Source organism: Faecalicoccus sp. (genome assembly GCF_036552745.1).
Taxonomy (GTDB): Bacteria; Bacillota_I; Bacilli_A; order Erysipelotrichales; family Erysipelotrichaceae; genus Faecalicoccus.
The window spans coordinates 1-17,866 of record NZ_JAXKBY010000109.1; the positions used below are offsets into that span (position 1 = coordinate 1).

Here is a 17,866-nt window from a genome sequence, read left to right on the forward strand (position 1 = left end):
TCATGACATAATACATCCAGTGCATTTAAAGCACCGATACTTGCAACACTGACTCCGGCACACACGATATCCTGTCCATAGGGACCGCTTTGCGCATGTCCGGTAATCTGAATACTTGACACCTGATCCTTATGATATGTCAGGATGACCTTGATCATAATTAAGCCTCGATTGCTTCGATCTTAACACGAGTGTAAGGTTGACGGTGTCCCTGTTTTCTACGTGTAGAAGATTTTTTAGGTTTATATTTTACAATCGTAATTTTCTTACCTTTACCCTGTTTTTCAACAGTTCCTGTAACTTTAGCACCTTCTACATAAGGTTTACCAAATTTTCCATCAGCGAATAAAACCTTATCAAATGTAACTGTATCTCCTTCGTTAGCATCTAATTTTTCTACGAAGATCACAGCATCTTTTTCAACTTTGATCTGTTTTCCGCCTGTTTCAATAATTGCGTACATGCAAGCACCTCCTATTCTATGTTCCTGATACTCGCCATGAAGGTGGATTTCTCACTTTTTACCTTTTTTGTGCGGTTGCAAGATCAGAACAGAATCTGCAACATAGGTAGTATATAAAATCTGATCGTCTTCGTCAAGAAAGAATCCATTTATTTCCTTAGAAATCTATCCTTCGAACGCGAGATCAGACGATCCATGTTTCAACATTCTTTGCCCCGGCATATTCCGCAAGCAAAAGTTTGGATGTATCCAAAAGTGATGAGAGATCAAGCTCTGCTTCAAAGCAATAGATAACGCTTAAAATATGTTGAGATCGCATTGTCACCATGGTACGGATAGAATCAGACAAGGAAGAACCGAAGATTCCTTCCTGATCCGCAAGCATCAGCATATTTTCCATGTCGATAAATGATTTTCCAATCCCTATATAGCCTTCCTGGAAACCGGCTTTACGAAGAAGAACATCGCCCTTGATCTGTTCTATATCATATGATCCAACAGACAGGCCACTTTGTATTGAAATCAGATTATTGACATCGACAACTGTATTAATACGGTACAAAGGATCTAAACGTCATACCCTGCGTAATAAAGCCTCCGAAGAAACCCGATACCTGCCTGGGTTTCTTCCAAAAGCCTTATACGCCAAACGACTTCCTTTAACACCGGGAATTTAATTCCATTCCTTTCCCTCTAAAGACTGTCTTATGCCGGGTATCACATCATTATCTACATGTTCCCAGAATTTTGGCTGGGATTCCTGAACCATCGCGTCAAATTGAATACAACCTAAACGGATATCTCTATATTGCGTAAATAATGCTTGATCAATATCAACTTTTACTCTCATGGTTTCCTACCTCTCTTTATTTATCTTCTGCCTATGATTCGAACTTCCGGTTCTAAATGTACACCAAATTTTTGATCGATCACTTTTTGTATATAGGCAATCAATTCCTCATAATCTTTTCCGGTCGCATGATCGATGTTCACAATAAAGCCGGCATGTTTTTCAGAGATCTGCGCTCCACCCCACTTTAATCCCTGCAGTCCGGCCTGTTGAATCAAAGCGCCGGTATAATGTCCTTTGGGCCGTTTAAAGACACTGCCGCAGGATGGATATTCTAAAGGTTGTTTACTGCGTCTAAGTTCCATTAAATGATCCATTTTTTCTTGAATTTTTGACGGATCACCAGGAGTCAGTTGAAATTCTGCCTCTAATACAATCGCTTTTCTTTCCTGTAAAATGCTGTGACGATACGAAAAATCCATGTGTTCTTTTGTCCATGTTTCAATCGTTCCTTTTTCCGTTAAAACCGTGGCACTGTAAAAGACTTCATCAATCTGTCCATCATAAGCACCGGCATTCATATAAACAGCTCCACCGATGCTTCCCGGTATGCCACAGGCAAATTCCAAGCCGCTAAGTGCATATTCGCAAGCCCTGGCACAGACCGCTTTCAAGCTGGCTCCGGCCTGGGCAACGATTCGATTTTCCTTGACATGGATCTGTTTTAGTTGTGTCGTTAAGATGACTAAGCCTTCGATACCCTGATCCCGTACGATCAGATTGCTGGCATTTCCTAAGACAAGGTAAGGTATTTTCTTTGTTTTGGCATAAGCAATGTAGTCACAAAGCGCTTCAATCGTTTCCGGTAAGGCTAAATAATCCGCCGGTCCTCCTGTCTTTGTATATGTGTATTTTTTTAATAATTCATTCTTATAAATGGTCGTGTTATCAAAAATATCTTTCAAAATAGACCTCTTCTTTCTTTAGCTTTCCGCATCGATACAGCGAAGTTTTCGTGCTATGATCGACTGAGGGCGATTTTTATTTCCCTGCACAAAGACGATACGATCTTTGGCAATTTGATCTTTTTCCTTCGCATATACAGCCGGCATCAGTACGATATCGATCTTTCCGGTTTCATCTTCCAGTGATACAAAGCACATAAGCTCTCCCTGCTTTGTCGTATGGGTACGAAAGCTGGTCACTCGCCCAATCACCTGCATAAAGCCATTTTTATTTTCAGCCTGTGAAAAAGGAATACATTGTTTAAATGTTTCCTGTCGTAACTGTTGTACCGGATGTTGGCTTAAATAAAAGCCATAGACCATGAACTCTTTCCTGGCTCGCTCCATTTTATTTTCTTTGACCTTGATCAAATTAGGCTTAGAGACAACTGAAAAATCAAAGGAAATCTGTCCCATCGCTTCAGTTCGTACTAAATCGGCATAGACTAGAACTCGTCCTAAATTTTCATGCATGGTAGCACGATTGAGTCCAAGAGAATCTAAAGCACCACCATCGATCAAAATACGCATGCTGGATTCGGTCAGTTTTCTGGCATTGCATCGAACGACAAAATCAATATAATCTTTATACACTCCATTCTGACGCTCTTTTAAGATGATCGGATAAATAGATTGTCCGATTCCTTTTAATACCTGCAGCGGCATACGCAATGCCTGATTTTCAATATGATAATGATCCTGTGAAGCATTGACATCCACACATAAGATCTTAACATGTCGATGCATACATTCCTGCCGATACTGATTGGTTTTTGTTTCCGAACCAATCACACTGTCTAATAAACACTGATAAAAATATAAAGGATAATTAGCCTTTAAATACGCCATTTGATAGGCAATCAGAGCATAGGCATAGCTGTGTGATTTATTAAAGCCATAGCTGGCAAACTGGGCCATGGTATCAAACAAGCCATTGGCCTGTTTAAACGTACATTGATGCTGCAAAGCACCTTGAATGAACAATTCCTTATAGCTTTCCATCTGCTCATGATTTTTCTTAGACATCGCCTTACGCAAAGAATCGGCCTGTGCCAGACTTAAATTACCAATCGCCCTTGCGATCTGCATGACCTGCTCCTGATAGATCATGATGCCATAGGTTTCCTCCAAGATCGGCTTGGTCAAAGGATGAGGATATTCGATCTTTCGAGGGTCTTCTTTACGCGCAATATATAGATCAATATTATGCATGGCACTTGGACGATATAAGGCCAGTACCGCACAGATATCTTCAAACCGTGATGGCTTCATTTTTCTAAGCAAACTTTGAATGCCTGAACTCTCCAACTGAAAAACACCCAGGGTATCGGCTCTTGCCAATAACTGATACGTTCTTTGATCGTTTAATGGAATCTTTAGGATATCAAAAGGTTGGTGTGTCTTTTTTTGAATTTGTTTAACGATTTGATCAATCGTTGTCAAATTTCTTAAGCCCAGAAAATCCATTTTGATCAAGCCCAGTTCTTCCAGATATTCCATAGTAAACTGGGTAGCCTGATTATCCGCATCCACCTGTACTTTAGGACATACATTAGTAATCGGCTGATCGCTTAAAACAATACCGGCGGCATGTAAGGAAATATGGCGTGGCAAGCCTTCTAAAGCCAGACAGTTATAATACAATTCTTTTAAAAGATCATCTTTTTGAACTAAAGATTGAAACTTTGTATTTTCCTGATAGGCCTGTCGCAGCGTCATATTGGGTACGTTTCGAATTAATTTGGTCAAGGAATCAATTTTGGAAGAAGAAATTGAATACACCCGACCTACATCTCGTAAGACCTGTTTTGCCTTTAATGTGTTGAATGTCACAATATGACAGACATGCTGCTCACCGTACAAGTTTTTGACATATTCAATGACCTCATCGCGACGATCATCGGGAAAATCGGTATCAATATCCGGCATAGAAACACGATCGGGATTTAAAAAACGCTCAAACAATAAATGATTCTGAATGGGGTCGATGTGCGTGATTCCTAAACAATATGCAACCAGAGAACCGGCTGCACTGCCTCGCCCCGGTCCGACATAAATGCCCTTTGTGCGGGCAAAACGAATAAAATCATAGACGATCAAAAAATAGTTAGTAAAGCCCATCCGTGTAATCACAGATAATTCATATTCCAGTCGTTTTGTATAGACTTCATTCTCTTTTTTATGCAGTCTCTTTTGTAGTCCGGCCTTACACAGCTTGATCAAAAAAGAAGACGAGTCAATGCCTAATTTATTTTGAAAGACCGGTAAATGGCTTTTTTCCATAGCCATCTGCACATTGCACATCTTGGCAATTTCTTCGGTATTTTGAAGATCCTCCGAATCATATAATGATTCCATTTCCTTCATGGAGCGAATATAACGATCGTTTAAAACATTTAAGTTTTGATCATGTATGCGTGCCTGTTTTTGAATAGCTTTTAAGATACGCAATTGTTTGACATCTTCTTTTTTTTCATAAAGAATATACGATAAAGCACAAGTCGGGATGGATAAAGATCGATACAATTTCTTTAATTCGATATTTTTAGCTCGCCAAAAACCAGAATCATTACAGGCAATACCGGCATAAAAACAAGGGAAACTGTTTTTACACGTTATAAAATACTCTTTCAGCTTTTCTGTATCATCATGTAAGATCCAGCCATTGAGGATGTCATGATCTTGTATGCCGCAGGAAATTACGACACAATCTGCACTTCGCTTACATAATTCTTCAAAGGTTACAGTATTCTGTATCTGCATTCTCTGTGTCGATAGCGCATACAAATCCTGCAGGCCGCGATCGTTTTTCGCAAGCAGGATAAAAGTAGAAGGTCCCTGTTTCATCTGTACATCCAGCTCCAGTCCAAGAATGGGATGTATATTTTTTGATAAAGCATATTTATAAAACTTCATCGTGGCAAACATCGCATCTTTATCCGTTAATGCCACATGTCGATATCCCAACGCCGCACTTTGATCGACCAGTCTTTCCACACGCAGACTGGATTCTAAAAGGCTGTAACAACTGCGGGCATGTAAATGAACCATAGAAGAACCTCCTTTCTTTTTTTTTCATTGTACAGGAAATGAAAAAAGTGTTCAAATGAACTGAACACTTTACATTGTACTTCGTATCGCAAGCTGATCGATAATTTCATGAACCTGCTTAATGGTCAGATTTTTAATACCGCAGGCACAGGCATGACCACCGCCATGATAGGCCTGGGCAATATCGCGAATATCGATCGTTTTGGAGCGTAAAGATGCGCTGTAGTGCACACCATCTTCCATACGCGTAAACAAAGCCCATATTTCAATTGAAGAAACACCGCTTAGCGCATAGACCTTTTCTTTGGCTTTCGCAAAGGTTTTCATGAGCGGTAAATACTCTGCCGTTTCCATAATTGCCGTCATACATTTTTGTGATACTTTGGCCTTGTTGCGAATCATCGTTTCATACTGAAAGTCTTCCAGCGTACTGGAAAAATTGATACGATCGGCCTGTACTACATCGGCGCCCTTCTCAAATAAGAAGCCTGCTGCCTGAAAAGTTTCCCTGCGCACGCTGGTGGTCGTAAATCGAACATTATCGGCAACCAGTCCCTGATACAACATCTGCGCCGCCTCTTTCGAACAATCTTTTTCCATCAGCAGCAATCCTAACATTTCACAGGTCGCGCTGGCCTTTTCATCGATCCATTCCAAATCACAAAAGCTTTCGGTCTTTATATGATGATCAATACGAATCGTAAAATCACAAAGCTTGTAGTTTTCATCATCTACCCGGTTGGCTGTTGAAGCATCCAACAAGATTCCAAGCGATCTTGCATAAGTATCATCCGCAATGGTATCAAAAGAAAGCTGAAGTTCCTTCGATAAGGCATTCGCGCTTCCGGTGACATAAATCTGTTTTTGCGGATAAGTTTTTTTAAGCCAATAAGCCAAACCAAACTGGCTGCCCAAGGCATCCATATCCGGCAGGACATGACGAAACAAAATGATAGAATCGTATTGTTCGATCAATGAGAAGATCTTATTTTTCATCGCAAAGGTTGGCATAAGCATCTCTTGCCATCACAAGTTCTTCATTAGTTGGAATCAGCCATACGCTGATCTTAGAATCATCACTGCTTAATTTCTTTTCAATACCGCGAACACCCATATTTAAGTCTTCCGGCACCTTAACGCCTAAAACAGACAAACGATCGCAGATTTTTTGACGCATCACAGAGTCATTTTCACCGATACCGCCGGCAAAGACGATCGCATCCGCACCACCCATCAAACCATAGTAACCACTGACAGTTTCAACGATGGAATTGACATAGATTTTCTGTGTCAGGATTGCTCTTTTGTTTCCGGCTTCGGCAGCGGCTTCTACATCACGTCCGTCACTGCTGATACCTGATACACCAAGCATTCCGGATTTTTTATTTAAGATCGTATCCATTTCATCCGGTGTATAACCATATTTCTTTTCCAAAAACATAATGATGGCAGGATCGATATCACCACAACGTGTTCCCATCATGACACCGGAAAGCGGTGTAAAGCCCATACTGGTTTTAAAGGACTTACCGTTTTTGACAGCCGTAATACTAGCACCGTTTCCTAAATGACATGTGATGATATTCATCTCTTCTACCGGTTTATCCAAAATTTCTGCCAATCGATGTGTTAAATACAGGTGACTGGTACCATGCATTCCATAACGGCGAATTTCATCTATTTCATAATATTCATAAGGAATCGGATAGATATAGTTTTCTTCCGGCATGCTTTGATGGAAAGCTGTATCAAAGACAAAGGTATGCTTACATTCCGGCAAAGCCTTCTTGAAAGAACGATAGCCTAACAAACCAGCTGGGTTGTGCAAAGGTGCGAGCACCTTTAATTCATCAATCTTATCTTCGGCTTCTTTACTTTCCGGTACCGAATGATCATAGTATTCTCCACCATGAACCATACGATGACCAATAGCTTTGATATCTTCCAAGCTTTCTACAATGTGATACTTGATCAAAACTTCCATAAGCTTGGAAACAGCTACCCCATGATCCGGGATATCTAAGACTTCTTCGACTTTCTGATCGTTAAACTTCATTCCTACAATGGAATCGTTTAATCCGATTCTTTCAATGTTTCCCTGCGCTAATACTTTTTCTTCCGGCATTTGGAATACCTGAAACTTCAACGAACTGCTTCCGGCATTGACACTCATTACGATTGGCATGTTTTATTACCTCCTATAATATGCTCAATATTTCCTCTTTTATCTTATCATCATCCAAATCTTTTAAAAGAGAAACAATACGTTTTCTTTTTGATACATATTGAATGATGTCTTCGTATTTATGTAGCTGCTGCATCGATTTTTTTAAACTGTCCTGTACAGCGGCTCTGGATATTTCCAGGGCCTCACTGATTTCTGTGTAAGAAAAATCTTCTTCAAAATACAGCGAACAAATCTCTTTTTGACGCTTTGTCAACAAATCACCGTAAATATCAAATAATACATTGGATTCTAATCTATTCATCCGATTCCAGTCCTTTTGTGATACCCATCAAGTAACTGTTGATCTCAAACGGTTTTAAATCCTCCGGCTTTTCACCTAAACCTAAAAAGCGTACCGGAATATGCAGACTGTCGCGAATGGCCAATACAACCCCACCTTTTGCGGTACCATCCATTTTGGTCAGGATAATACCGGATACTGAAGTAGCCTCCAAAAACTCCCTGGCTTGTGAAATACCATTTTGACCGGTGGTCGCATCCAGTACCAGCCATACTTCATGTGGCGCTCCTTCGATTTCACGATCACAGACACGAACCATCTTGCTTAATTCTTTCATCAGATTGGTTTTGGTCTGTAAACGACCGGCCGTATCCGCCAACAAGATATCAATTTGATGTTCTTTGGCATAGCGACATGCATCGACCAAAACAGAGCTGGGATCTTGGTTTGGTTTTCCTTTGATACACGGAACCCCTAATCTATCGGCCCATGTGGCGATCTGATCTACCGCACCGGCACGAAATGTATCAGCCGCTGCCACAGCAACGGAAAGATTTTGATCCTGGTAATATTTGATCAGCTTAGCCGAGCTGGTCGTTTTTCCTGAACCATTGACACCCACCATAAAAATCACCGTAGGTCCATTCTCGTTATACTGAATATCTTCATCGCTTTCCTGATTATAAAAATCATGTAGGATACTGATAAAATAATCTTCCATAGAATCATAATCGCGAATATGAGAGGCACCGGCCTCAAACTGATCCACGATCTTTTGTGCCGTATGAATACCGACATCGCTTTCCAATAGGATGATCATGATTTGTTCCAGTAACTCATCATTAACACCATTAAAGCTATTGGACAAGGCACGTAGTCTATCTCCAAAGCTTTTACGTGATCTTCCTAAACCGGATAAGTATTTATCCTTATCTTTATTTTTGACAAAGGCTTCTTTGATGGATTGAAAAAATGCCATTCTAATTTTCCTCCTTTTCCAGGATATGTACCGCATCTTTGAGCTGTACCTTTAATAATTTAGAAACACCGTCTTTTTGCATCGTAATCCCATACAACATTTCACATTGTTCCATCGTTCCCGGACGATGTGTTACAACGATAAACTGTGAACGATCGCTGAAATGTGATAAATATTTCGCAAAACGTTCGACATTGGCCTGGTCAAGAGCCGCTTCAACTTCATCGAAAATACACAAAGGCATCGTTCTTGCCTGCAAAATGGCAAATAAGACACTGATCGCAATCAATGCTTTTTCACCACCGGAAAAAGACTGTAGGTTTTTGACCATCTTTCCCGGAGGCTGTACATCGATTTCGATTCCCGTATTCAACACATCCTGGGGATCGACCATGGATAAGCGAGCCTTCCCACCTCCAAACATTGCTTTAAAGATACCATCCAGCTCCTTATTGATCTTGTGGAACATTTCCGTAAACTGTATCTTCATCGTTTCATCCATTTCATCAATGGCCTGTAAAATCTGGGCAGAGGCTTGTTCCAGGTCTGCTTTTTGACCCTGCATAAAATCAAAACGTTCCTTGATTTCCGAATATTGTTGCGGCGCATCTAAATTCACATTCCCCAGACGATTGATGGCCTGGCGAAGTTCTACGACGCGATCTTTTGCTTTCTCGATATCGATTTCCTTGCGCTGTTCACAAGCATATTCGTAAGTCATCTGATAGTCCGCATTCAAACGATTTAACGCGCTTTCCAAATACGCCTGTTTTTTAGCCTGCTGCAGCTCCGCATCATGAATCTCCGCCTGCAGGGCATTCATTTCACGCCTTGTCATACGCATCTGATTTTCCAGCTGCTCCACCATGCTTCCTTTATCGTAGCGGCGTTTTCGCAAAGAAGAAATCGACGAAGTGATCTCATCAATGCGGGCATGCATTTTTGACATCAAAACAACGATGTCATCTTCCTGCAGATCCTGTGTGGTTTCCTGTGGAACCAGCTCATTATATTCCGCCTGCAAAGATTCATATTTTTCCTTTTTCGTCTGAAAAATATTTTCCAGCTTTGCGACTTCAATCTGCAGCTGCATACAAGTATCCGTTTCATTATCCATCTTACTTTCAATCAAACGGTTTTCTTCCGAAATATGAGCCACTTTGATCTTCTGTCCTTCAATCTGCTCTTTTAAGCGGTTCAGTTCATGTTGTGCCGTCACCGGTGTGCTTTGGTGACGATTGGCCCCTCCGGTCATACTACCACCGGCATGAACGATATCTCCATCTAAGGTCACGATCTTGACTTGATAACGTAATCGTTTGGCACATTCATTGGCATTAACCAGATTATCGATGATCAATACATTTCCCAACAAACGATCTCTTAGATCATTAAAAATTTCCTTACACTCAACACTTTCGTTAGCCCAGCCTAAATACCCTTTGGATTGCGAAGCAATGACTTTCTGCTCTTTGGATGGATAACGAGGACGCATGATATCCAATGGCAAAAAGGTGGCACGGCCACTGCGATTTCTTTTCAAGTACCCAATAGCCTCTCTGGCACTGGCTTCATCTTTGGTAACGATATGATAAATACTGGCTTGCAGAGCCGAACTGATCGCATTGGCACGATCATCCTGTGCAATCAATAATTCACTGACAACCCCTAAGATTCCGGATAATGAATGTCGTGCGGATAAGACCGCTTTAACACCTTGTTGATGCGTAAAAGGCTGACGAATCATGTTTTCCAGGACTTGTTGGCGGTTTTTTAGCTGTTGAAGAACTTGTTGCTCTTCCACATTCTGCTGGATGATCTCACCCGATTTTTGTTTCAGCATATTTAAGCTCTTAGTATGAAGTTCTAATTCTGCCTGTAATCGCTGCAGACGATTTTTACGATCTTCAAACTCAAAGCGGGCTTCCTGCACCATTTGTGAAAGCTCATCTTTTCTCTCTAACGCATCCGCCTGACGTAAACGATATTTTCGTTTTTCATCCAGCTCGACCTTGCGTTTTTCAAGCTGATAGCTTTCTTCCATCGCTTTGGTGTATTCTCCCTGTAGATCATTGATCTGACGATCCAGGGCATGCATTTCCTTTCGTAATTCCTGTATATCAATTTCCTGCTGATCCAAGCTGGCTTCCTTGGATACATGAATCGTATTATTTTCAAATAATGTATTTTTGATCGTTTCGATTTCTTCATTTAAGGCTTCAATTTCTTCGACTAACACGCTGATTTCAATGGAAGACAATTCCTCTTTATACGTTTTGTACTGCTTAGCCTTTTTTGCCTGCTTTTCCAAAGGTCCTAACTGATGTTCCAGTTCATCTAAAATATCTTGTAAGCGATCTAAGTTCTCCTTAGTTTTTTCCAGCTTCTGCAAAGAAACTTTTTTACGCTTTTTATATTTGGCAACCCCGGCAGCTTCTTCAAACAACGATCGTCTTTCTTCCGGTTTGGCATCGGCAAATGAACTGATATTTCCCTGCGTAATGATACTTAAAGAATCTCGCCCTAAACCCGTATCCATCACCAGATCATTGATGTCTTTCAAACGACAAGGCGTTTTATTGATAAAATAGCTTGCTTCATTGGTTGAACGCTGCAATTGTCTTGTGATCTCGATTTCTTCAAAAGGCGAGTCGAACACCTTGGTCGTATTATCAAAAACCAGTGTTACCTTTGCCATATTAACCGGTTTGCGATATTCACTTCCACTGAAAATGATATCGGTCATACTGGTACCGGAACGAAGACTTTTGGTACTCTGCTCTCCCAATACCCAGCGTATCGCATCGTTGACATTACTCTTCCCACAGCCGTTTGGCCCTACGATACCGGTTATATTATGATCAAATTGTAATATCGTTTTATCCGCAAAACTTTTGAATCCTTGTATCTCAATCCGCTTTAAAAACATAACTCACCTTCATCCTAACTTTAACATTGTATCAAAAAGCACCCTAAAAATCGACAATCTTTCCCTTGAATTTTAACACCAACCTTTTTAAAATAGTGGGTATGAAAAAGAAAATGAAAGAAAGCATGAAAAATGTATTCCCACTTTCTTTTGGCGAAGAAGTGGGCAATTCAGTCAGTCATGGGGTCATGGCCCTGCTCTTATTATTCGCATTACCTTATTACGCCATACGCGCTTATCTGCAGGCAGGCGCTTTGCATGCCACAGGTATTTCCATATTCATAATTTGCATGATCTTTATGTTTTTAGGCTCCTGTCTTTATCACAGCATGCCACATGATACGACTCATAAACTAGTTTTTCGAAAATTAGATCACATTATGATTCTTTTGGCCATTGCCGGAACCTATACACCGGTATGTTTAAGCTTGATGAATAACTGGATTGGATATACGGTCTTAGCTATCGAATGGCTCATGGTTATCGCCGGTGTGCTTTTAAAATCCATCTCCAATACCAATCACAAAGTATTGTCGATGACGATCTATATGACGATGGGATGGATGGCAATCTTTATCTTACCGGCATTGATACAAAAGTGTTCCCTGCCGTTCTTCTTATTAATCTTAGCTGGCGGCGTACTTTATACGATTGGAACTTATTTTTACGGACATCCGCAAAGAAAGTTTAATCACTTCGTATGGCACATCTTTATCATTCTGGCATCGATCTGTCACTTGATTGCGATTCTCTATTTTATGATTTAGGCACCTAACGGTGTCTTTTTCTATCCCATAAAAAAAGGGACATGAAGTCCCTAAAATAAGCGAATGATATCGTTATATGTCGCAAAGACGAATAATCCGATCAATAACACAAAGCTGGCAACAATAATATTTTCCACGATTTTTGTGTTGATCTTTCTTCTAAACAGCTTTTCTAAAAGTAAGATCAAAATACGTCCACCATCCATTGCCGGAATCGGTAAGATATTAAAGATACCGATGTTTAATGAAATCAATGCAAACAGACTTAAATACGAGCGTAATCCCATTGAAGTAGCCTGTGTTGTGACTTGGGCAATACCAACCGGCCCGGATAAATTCTGTAAGCCTTCTCCTTGAATCAGATGCGCTAAAGCACTGAATATGGCGGTACTGGAATCCAACATATCCAGCGTACCATAATAGAAACCCTGATACCAAGGAATCGGTTGTGCATATGCCTGTACCACATAACCTAAAGTATAAGTATTGGATTCTTCGTCCAGCTGTGGTGTAATAGGCACAGTTAGAGTTTGATCATCGCGTTTTACACTCAGTTCCAGATTTCCATGGTGATACTGCAGCCATTCTAAAAAATCATATTGCGTTTCTGGTTCAATGGTATCTTCGCCATCCGCCGCTTTAACGATCGTATCGCCTGGCTGTAGTCCGGCTTCCTGTGCCGGTGAACCTTCTACAACTTCATAAACTTGTGCAATAGGTTCTTCTACCACATATCCTTGTGTCATGGATAACCCGACAAATAAAACCCATGCCAAAACTACATTCATACAAACGCCGGCTACCATAACTAAAATCTGCTGCCAACGTGGTTTATGATTTAAACGCTTTTCATCCGGTACATTTTTTAACCAGTCATCTTCCTCGTCCTGTGATCCATCTTCTTCGCCGGCCATCATTACATAACCACCAAAAGGAATGGCACGAATGGAAAACTGTGTTTCCTTACCTTGTCTGGCATACAACAAAGGTCCCATACCGATAGAAAACTCTTTACAAAAGACACCAAAATGTCTGGCAACCATAAAATGACCGAGTTCATGAATGAGCACGATCACGCTCAACATAAAGAAAAAGGCAATCAACCCAATAACAAGCTGCATTTCATTCCTCCTACATTAAGAACGTTGAAGTGAGCACACCAAATAAAAGTACATTCATCAATAAAGAATCTACTCTATCGAGTATGCCGCCATGGCCTGGCAACAACTTCGAAAAATCTTTGATATGATAAAAGCGCTTGATGGCACTAAAACAAAGATCTCCGAATTCCGCAACAACAGGGCACAAAAGACATAATAAGAATACCAAAACCAGTGAAACTTGATCTAAAAAGAAGAAGGTAGGAATCCATCCTATAATAAATCCACTGATAATACCGCCTACAAAGCCTTCCCAGCTTTTTTTAGGAGATATACGCGGGTTCATCTTATGTCTGCCATAGCGTCGGCCAAAAAACCAGGCTCCCGTATCACTGCCATATGTGGCAAATACGATTGTGATTAAGTATAAATGATTTTCCTGAAGGAGTCCAATACATTGATAAATCAACGAAAAGATCACAAAGAATGAAATAGCGACAAACGCATTACCAATCGTATAAGATTCCAAAAAGATAGGCAGTCCCCAAAGATAGACCAGGCAAAGGATCCAATACGCAAACTGGTACGATTGCGGAATAAAACGCGAAGCAATCGTCAATACTAATAGACTAACAGGTACAAATAAAGGCCATTTGCGAAATTCAGCTTGTGGACAAAGCCATTCGTAAAGACTTCCTGCCAAAATCAATAACGCTAAAATTTCCAGAGGAATTCCACCCGATGCTACCGGAAAGATACAAACTAATATGATCAATATTGCTGTAACGATGCGCGTTTTCATGAGGTCAATCCTCCAAAACGGCGATCTCTGGATGCAAATTTGCGAATGCAGTCATCCAGTGCCTTTTCATCAAAATCGGGCCAGGCAACCGATGTAAAAATTAATTCCGAATAAGCAATCTGCCACAACAAAAAGTTTGAGATTCGCAGTTCCCCACTGGTACGAATCAAAAGATCAATCTCTTCCGGAACCATCAAATACTGCGCAAACTCTTCTTCTGTCAAATCATTTGCTCGTTTCTGCTCCAAAACATCCTGTGTATATTTCTGCACTGCCAAAAGAATCTCACGACGAGAACCATAATTGATCGCAATACAAAGCTCCAATCCGGTATTTTCCTTTGTCTGATTTACGGCTTTTAAAATCACTTTCTGCGTTTCAGCCGGAAAACGTTCCAATTCTCCGACAAAAGTAACTCGTATGTTATTGATCATCAGATCCTTTATAAAACGATTAAAGAAAATTCCCGGCAATTTACAAAGATAGCTGACTTCTTCCTCAGGACGTTTCCAGTTTTCCGTTGAAAACGCATATAAGATCAGTTTTTCAACACCGATTTTATTCGCATGTAATGCTACAGTACGAATTGTATCGGCTCCTTGTTTATGCCCTGCCGTTCTAGGCAAGCCCTTTGCCTTGGCCCAACGACCATTTCCATCCATGATGATGGCAATCGTTTTGGGAAAACTCATATCGAACCCTCCTAAAAAAATTTGCCCAATGCACATTGGGCAATCTTATTACACGTTTAAAATTTCTTTTTTCTTTTCATCAACGATTTTTTCAATATCTTTGACAAAACGATCGGTTAATTTTTGAGATTCCTCCAAATTTGCCTTACGATCATCTTCCGTTTCTTCTTTATCTTTCTTGATCAAATCGTTTGTATCACGACGAATATTACGAATCGCAACCTTTGCTTCTTCTCCATATTTTTGTGCTTCTTTGGCCAGCTCTTTACGACGATCTTCTGTTAAAGCCGGTACCTGAATACGAATACAGTCTGCTTCTGCCTGCGGGTTTAATCCTAAGTTAGCTGCCTGAATGGCGCTGGATATTCCTTTAATGATCTGACGATCGTATGGACGAATCACAAGCTGTGTTCCTTCTACGACCTGAATCTGTGCCATCTGGTTAATCGGTGTTGGTGATCCGTAATAATCCACCTGTACACGATCCAACATCTGCGCACTGGCACGTCCGGTACGAATCGTACGAAGATTCGATTCTAAATTTTCAATAGCGGACATCATTTTCACTTCTGCATTTTCTAAATAATCACTCATAAACTACTCCTATTTCTTTTTTGTGACAACGGTTCCTGATACTTTCTGAGTCACCGCATTCATTATATTTCCTGGTTCGTTCATATTAAATACGACCAGATCAATATCATTATCCATACACATACTGATTGCGGTTGAATCCATGACCTGTAATCCTTTATTTAGTACATCAAGGTAGTTCAACGTATCAAAACGTTTAGCTTCCGGATTCTTCTTTGGATCACAATCATAGACACCATCCACCCCATTTTTAGCCATCAAGATGACATCGGCATCAATTTCACTGGCACGAAGTGCAGCTGTCGTATCCGTTGAAAAATACGGTGAACCGGTACCAGCGCCGAAAATCACGATACGTCCTTTTTCCAAATGACGAATGGCACGACGTAAAATGAACGGTTCTGCCACTTTCTGCATTTCCACAGCAGTTTGTACTCTTGTCTGTACACCTTCCTGCTCTAAAGCATTTTGAACGGCTAACGCGTTGATAACAGTTCCTAACATGCCCATATAATCGGCCTGTACTCGATCCATCCCTAAATCTGCCATCATCTTACCGCGGATAAAGTTTCCGCCACCAACAACAATGGCCAGTTCAACACCTAGGCTCTGTACTTCTTTTAATTCTTTTGCGAGATTTTTAAGCACTTCCGGATCTAAGGATTGTCCATGACCGGATAAAGCCTCCCCGCTTAGCTTTAATAATACACGTTTATACATAGATGATCTCCCCAATAATTCAATTCAATAGAATTATACACTAAGCAAAGACCAAAAGAAAGTGGAAGTCATTAGAATGACAAGAATGCGAGTTTCACAAAATATACAAAAAGATATTCATTCTAATTGAGCACATTTTTCTTAAAATCCAACATCGTGTATTCCTTTTACTAAAACTTTTTAACTGTTGAAATATTAATTACAATAACCCCAAAAATATGTCATTTAAACCAAAAACAGAGAGTCAAAATATCGTGACCCTCTATTCTTTAATAATACCCATTTTCTAAATGATATATGCTATATTGATTTCTAATGTATCTGTATCGATTGTAGAATACTTGGTCTTAATGAAGCTTCTACCCCTAATAAGTCCATAGCTTCTTCAATGCTTGAGACAACATGATTTTGAATTAAATTTTGTATATTCTTTATCGAATTTGACAAGATTCCTTCATTTTTTCCTCTTTCCCATACCGCATCGCTAAATGTACACATCCTTCTCATCTCACTTTCTACTTCCTTTTTCAATATTACCATACTTTTTCAATAGGATTTCTTTTCTTTGCTCATATTCTCTTTTCGATATAAACAAAAGCTCGAGATACTCCATCACATTCTTTTCGCCATCCAGTATCTCTTCCATCGTCTTTTCATCACTGGTATTGCCGGGGATACATCACCTGTATCTCTATCAAGTCATAAAAATCTTTAGAGTGTTTCAACTGTCCCAGTATGCACTTTTCTTCAAGCACATACTTATTGATCGTATCATTTTTATATTTCGCATGTTGTAAACAAATCCAAAGAGTAATTATTTTTTGTATGTTGTCAAAGTCATCTTCCCTGAAACCTTCCGGATCATTTCTTTGTCGTCCCACCATTCTTGCACCATAGTAAAAGGCTCGATGAAACAGATCATAGGCACCGGGATCCATTCCCTGTGGCTCAATATTGATCCACAAAAATTGATTGTTCAAAGGATTTCGAACCTTATACAACAGGTCATAACGTACCATGCTTCCGGCCACACTTTGATCTTCCACGTTTCGGCTGATCATCTTTTCATGGGGTTGTTCTTCATCCAGCAGATCCTGTATCTCTTCCAGGCTCATATCCTTACATTCTTCCAGACAGCACTGAAAAAGATAAGCCAGTATCGGTTTAAACGATAGGATTTTCTTACACTGCTCGTCATACAGACGTTTCTGTTTCTGGATCAGATGTTCCAGTTCATAATTTTCTACCATTTTGAATATCCTCCTTATTTCTAATATTAATTACGTAAAAACAACCAAAAAGGTATGAAAAAAAGTTATAAAAAAAGTAAGTGAGAACTAATTTATAAAACTCACTTACTTTTTTCTTCGCTAAATTCAACTAAAAAGTTGATGTAGAGAATTAAAAATGATGTTTTTTAGTTTTGATAGAGTGTAAACACATCAATTGGCAGCTCAAAAGAACATATGTCTTTTGTCACAAAGGGAACAGTTCCCTTCATAGCCAA

Annotated in this window: 19 protein-coding genes and 1 other annotated feature; of the genes, 1 reads left to right on the forward strand and 18 read right to left on the reverse strand. The window is 40.0% G+C overall.

The features are described 5' to 3' along the window. The 11 genes from U0M88_RS10390 to U0M88_RS05305 all read right to left on the reverse strand — a co-directional run. On the reverse strand, positions 1–158 hold a 158-nt coding region (locus tag U0M88_RS10390), incomplete at its 3' end, for a ribosomal-processing cysteine protease Prp (RefSeq protein WP_442902234.1). Positions 159–160: 2 nt separating this feature from the next. Next, positions 161–463 (reverse strand): 50S ribosomal protein L21, encoded by a 303-nt coding sequence (gene rplU, locus U0M88_RS05260; protein WP_022789150.1) that lies wholly within the window; start codon positions 461–463, stop codon positions 161–163. A gap of 17 nt (positions 464–480) precedes the next feature. After that, positions 481–550: a sequence feature (ribosomal protein L21 leader region), on the reverse strand. Between the two features lie 97 nt (positions 551–647). Then, the gene (locus U0M88_RS05265; protein ID WP_195221924.1) at positions 648–1,025 is read right to left on the reverse strand and encodes a phenylalanine--tRNA ligase beta subunit-related protein; all 378 of its coding nucleotides are present in this window, start codon (positions 1,023–1,025) and stop codon (positions 648–650) included. 111 nt (positions 1,026–1,136) lie between these two features. Continuing rightward, a complete protein-coding gene (locus U0M88_RS05270) occupies positions 1,137–1,313 on the reverse strand; it encodes a hypothetical protein (protein ID WP_195221925.1) in 177 nt (58 codons plus the stop codon). Between the two features lie 20 nt (positions 1,314–1,333). Beyond that, a complete protein-coding gene (gene murB / locus U0M88_RS05275) occupies positions 1,334–2,218 on the reverse strand; it encodes a UDP-N-acetylmuramate dehydrogenase (protein WP_229035529.1) in 885 nt (294 codons plus the stop codon). A gap of 18 nt (positions 2,219–2,236) precedes the next feature. Continuing rightward, positions 2,237–5,308, reverse strand: coding sequence for a DNA polymerase III subunit alpha (dnaE, locus tag U0M88_RS05280; protein ID WP_195221926.1), 3,072 nt, complete (start codon positions 5,306–5,308; stop codon positions 2,237–2,239). Between the two features lie 69 nt (positions 5,309–5,377). Continuing rightward, a complete protein-coding gene (locus tag U0M88_RS05285; protein WP_331869136.1) occupies positions 5,378–6,304 on the reverse strand; it encodes a DHH family phosphoesterase in 927 nt (308 codons plus the stop codon). Beyond that, entirely contained in the window at positions 6,294–7,493 is a 1,200-nt protein-coding gene (locus tag U0M88_RS05290; RefSeq protein WP_331869137.1) for an acetate/propionate family kinase, read from the reverse strand. Before U0M88_RS05290 ends, U0M88_RS05285 begins: the two co-directional genes overlap by 11 nt. Positions 7,494–7,506: 13 nt before the next feature. Beyond that, entirely contained in the window at positions 7,507–7,797 is a 291-nt protein-coding gene (locus U0M88_RS05295) for a sigma factor-like helix-turn-helix DNA-binding protein (RefSeq protein ID WP_022789155.1), read from the reverse strand. After that, on the reverse strand, positions 7,790–8,755 hold the full coding sequence (ftsY, locus tag U0M88_RS05300) for a signal recognition particle-docking protein FtsY (RefSeq protein WP_320802235.1): 966 nt from the start codon (positions 8,753–8,755) through the stop codon (positions 7,790–7,792). The genes U0M88_RS05295 and ftsY overlap by 8 nt, the downstream gene beginning before the upstream one ends. Position 8,756: 1 nt before the next feature. Beyond that, positions 8,757–11,684, reverse strand: coding sequence for an AAA family ATPase (locus U0M88_RS05305; RefSeq protein WP_331869138.1), 2,928 nt, complete (start codon positions 11,682–11,684; stop codon positions 8,757–8,759). Positions 11,685–11,785: 101 nt separating this feature from the next. Here U0M88_RS05305 and trhA point away from each other — a divergent pair, with 101 nt between their 5' ends. Continuing rightward, positions 11,786–12,451 (forward strand): PAQR family membrane homeostasis protein TrhA, encoded by a 666-nt coding sequence (trhA, locus tag U0M88_RS05310; RefSeq protein ID WP_394806218.1) that lies wholly within the window; start codon positions 11,786–11,788, stop codon positions 12,449–12,451. A 50-nt stretch (positions 12,452–12,501) separates the two neighbouring features. Here trhA and U0M88_RS05315 read toward each other — a convergent pair whose 3' ends face one another. The 7 genes from U0M88_RS05315 to U0M88_RS05345 all read right to left on the reverse strand — a co-directional run bounded on the left by U0M88_RS05315 (position 12,502) and on the right by U0M88_RS05345 (position 17,609). After that, the gene (locus U0M88_RS05315) at positions 12,502–13,572 is read right to left on the reverse strand and encodes a M50 family metallopeptidase (RefSeq protein WP_117446705.1); all 1,071 of its coding nucleotides are present in this window, start codon (positions 13,570–13,572) and stop codon (positions 12,502–12,504) included. 10 nt (positions 13,573–13,582) lie between these two features. Then, positions 13,583–14,353 (reverse strand): phosphatidate cytidylyltransferase, encoded by a 771-nt coding sequence (locus U0M88_RS05320; protein ID WP_331869139.1) that lies wholly within the window; start codon positions 14,351–14,353, stop codon positions 13,583–13,585. Further along, positions 14,350–15,045, reverse strand: coding sequence for an isoprenyl transferase (locus U0M88_RS05325; RefSeq protein ID WP_303971350.1), 696 nt, complete (start codon positions 15,043–15,045; stop codon positions 14,350–14,352). Before U0M88_RS05325 ends, U0M88_RS05320 begins: the two co-directional genes overlap by 4 nt. A 48-nt stretch (positions 15,046–15,093) precedes the next feature. Further along, positions 15,094–15,639: a ribosome recycling factor gene (frr, locus tag U0M88_RS05330; RefSeq protein ID WP_022789165.1), complete on the reverse strand. Its 546-nt coding sequence runs from the start codon at positions 15,637–15,639 to the stop codon at positions 15,094–15,096. Positions 15,640–15,648: 9 nt separating this feature from the next. Next, a complete protein-coding gene (gene pyrH / locus U0M88_RS05335) occupies positions 15,649–16,359 on the reverse strand; it encodes a UMP kinase (protein ID WP_022789166.1) in 711 nt (236 codons plus the stop codon). Positions 16,360–16,671: 312 nt separating this feature from the next. Further along, positions 16,672–16,899, reverse strand: coding sequence for a hypothetical protein (locus tag U0M88_RS05340; RefSeq protein ID WP_195221930.1), 228 nt, complete (start codon positions 16,897–16,899; stop codon positions 16,672–16,674). Positions 16,900–17,015: 116 nt separating this feature from the next. After that, the gene (locus tag U0M88_RS05345) at positions 17,016–17,609 is read right to left on the reverse strand and encodes a hypothetical protein (protein ID WP_195221931.1); all 594 of its coding nucleotides are present in this window, start codon (positions 17,607–17,609) and stop codon (positions 17,016–17,018) included. Between the last annotated feature and the right edge of the window lie 257 nt (positions 17,610–17,866).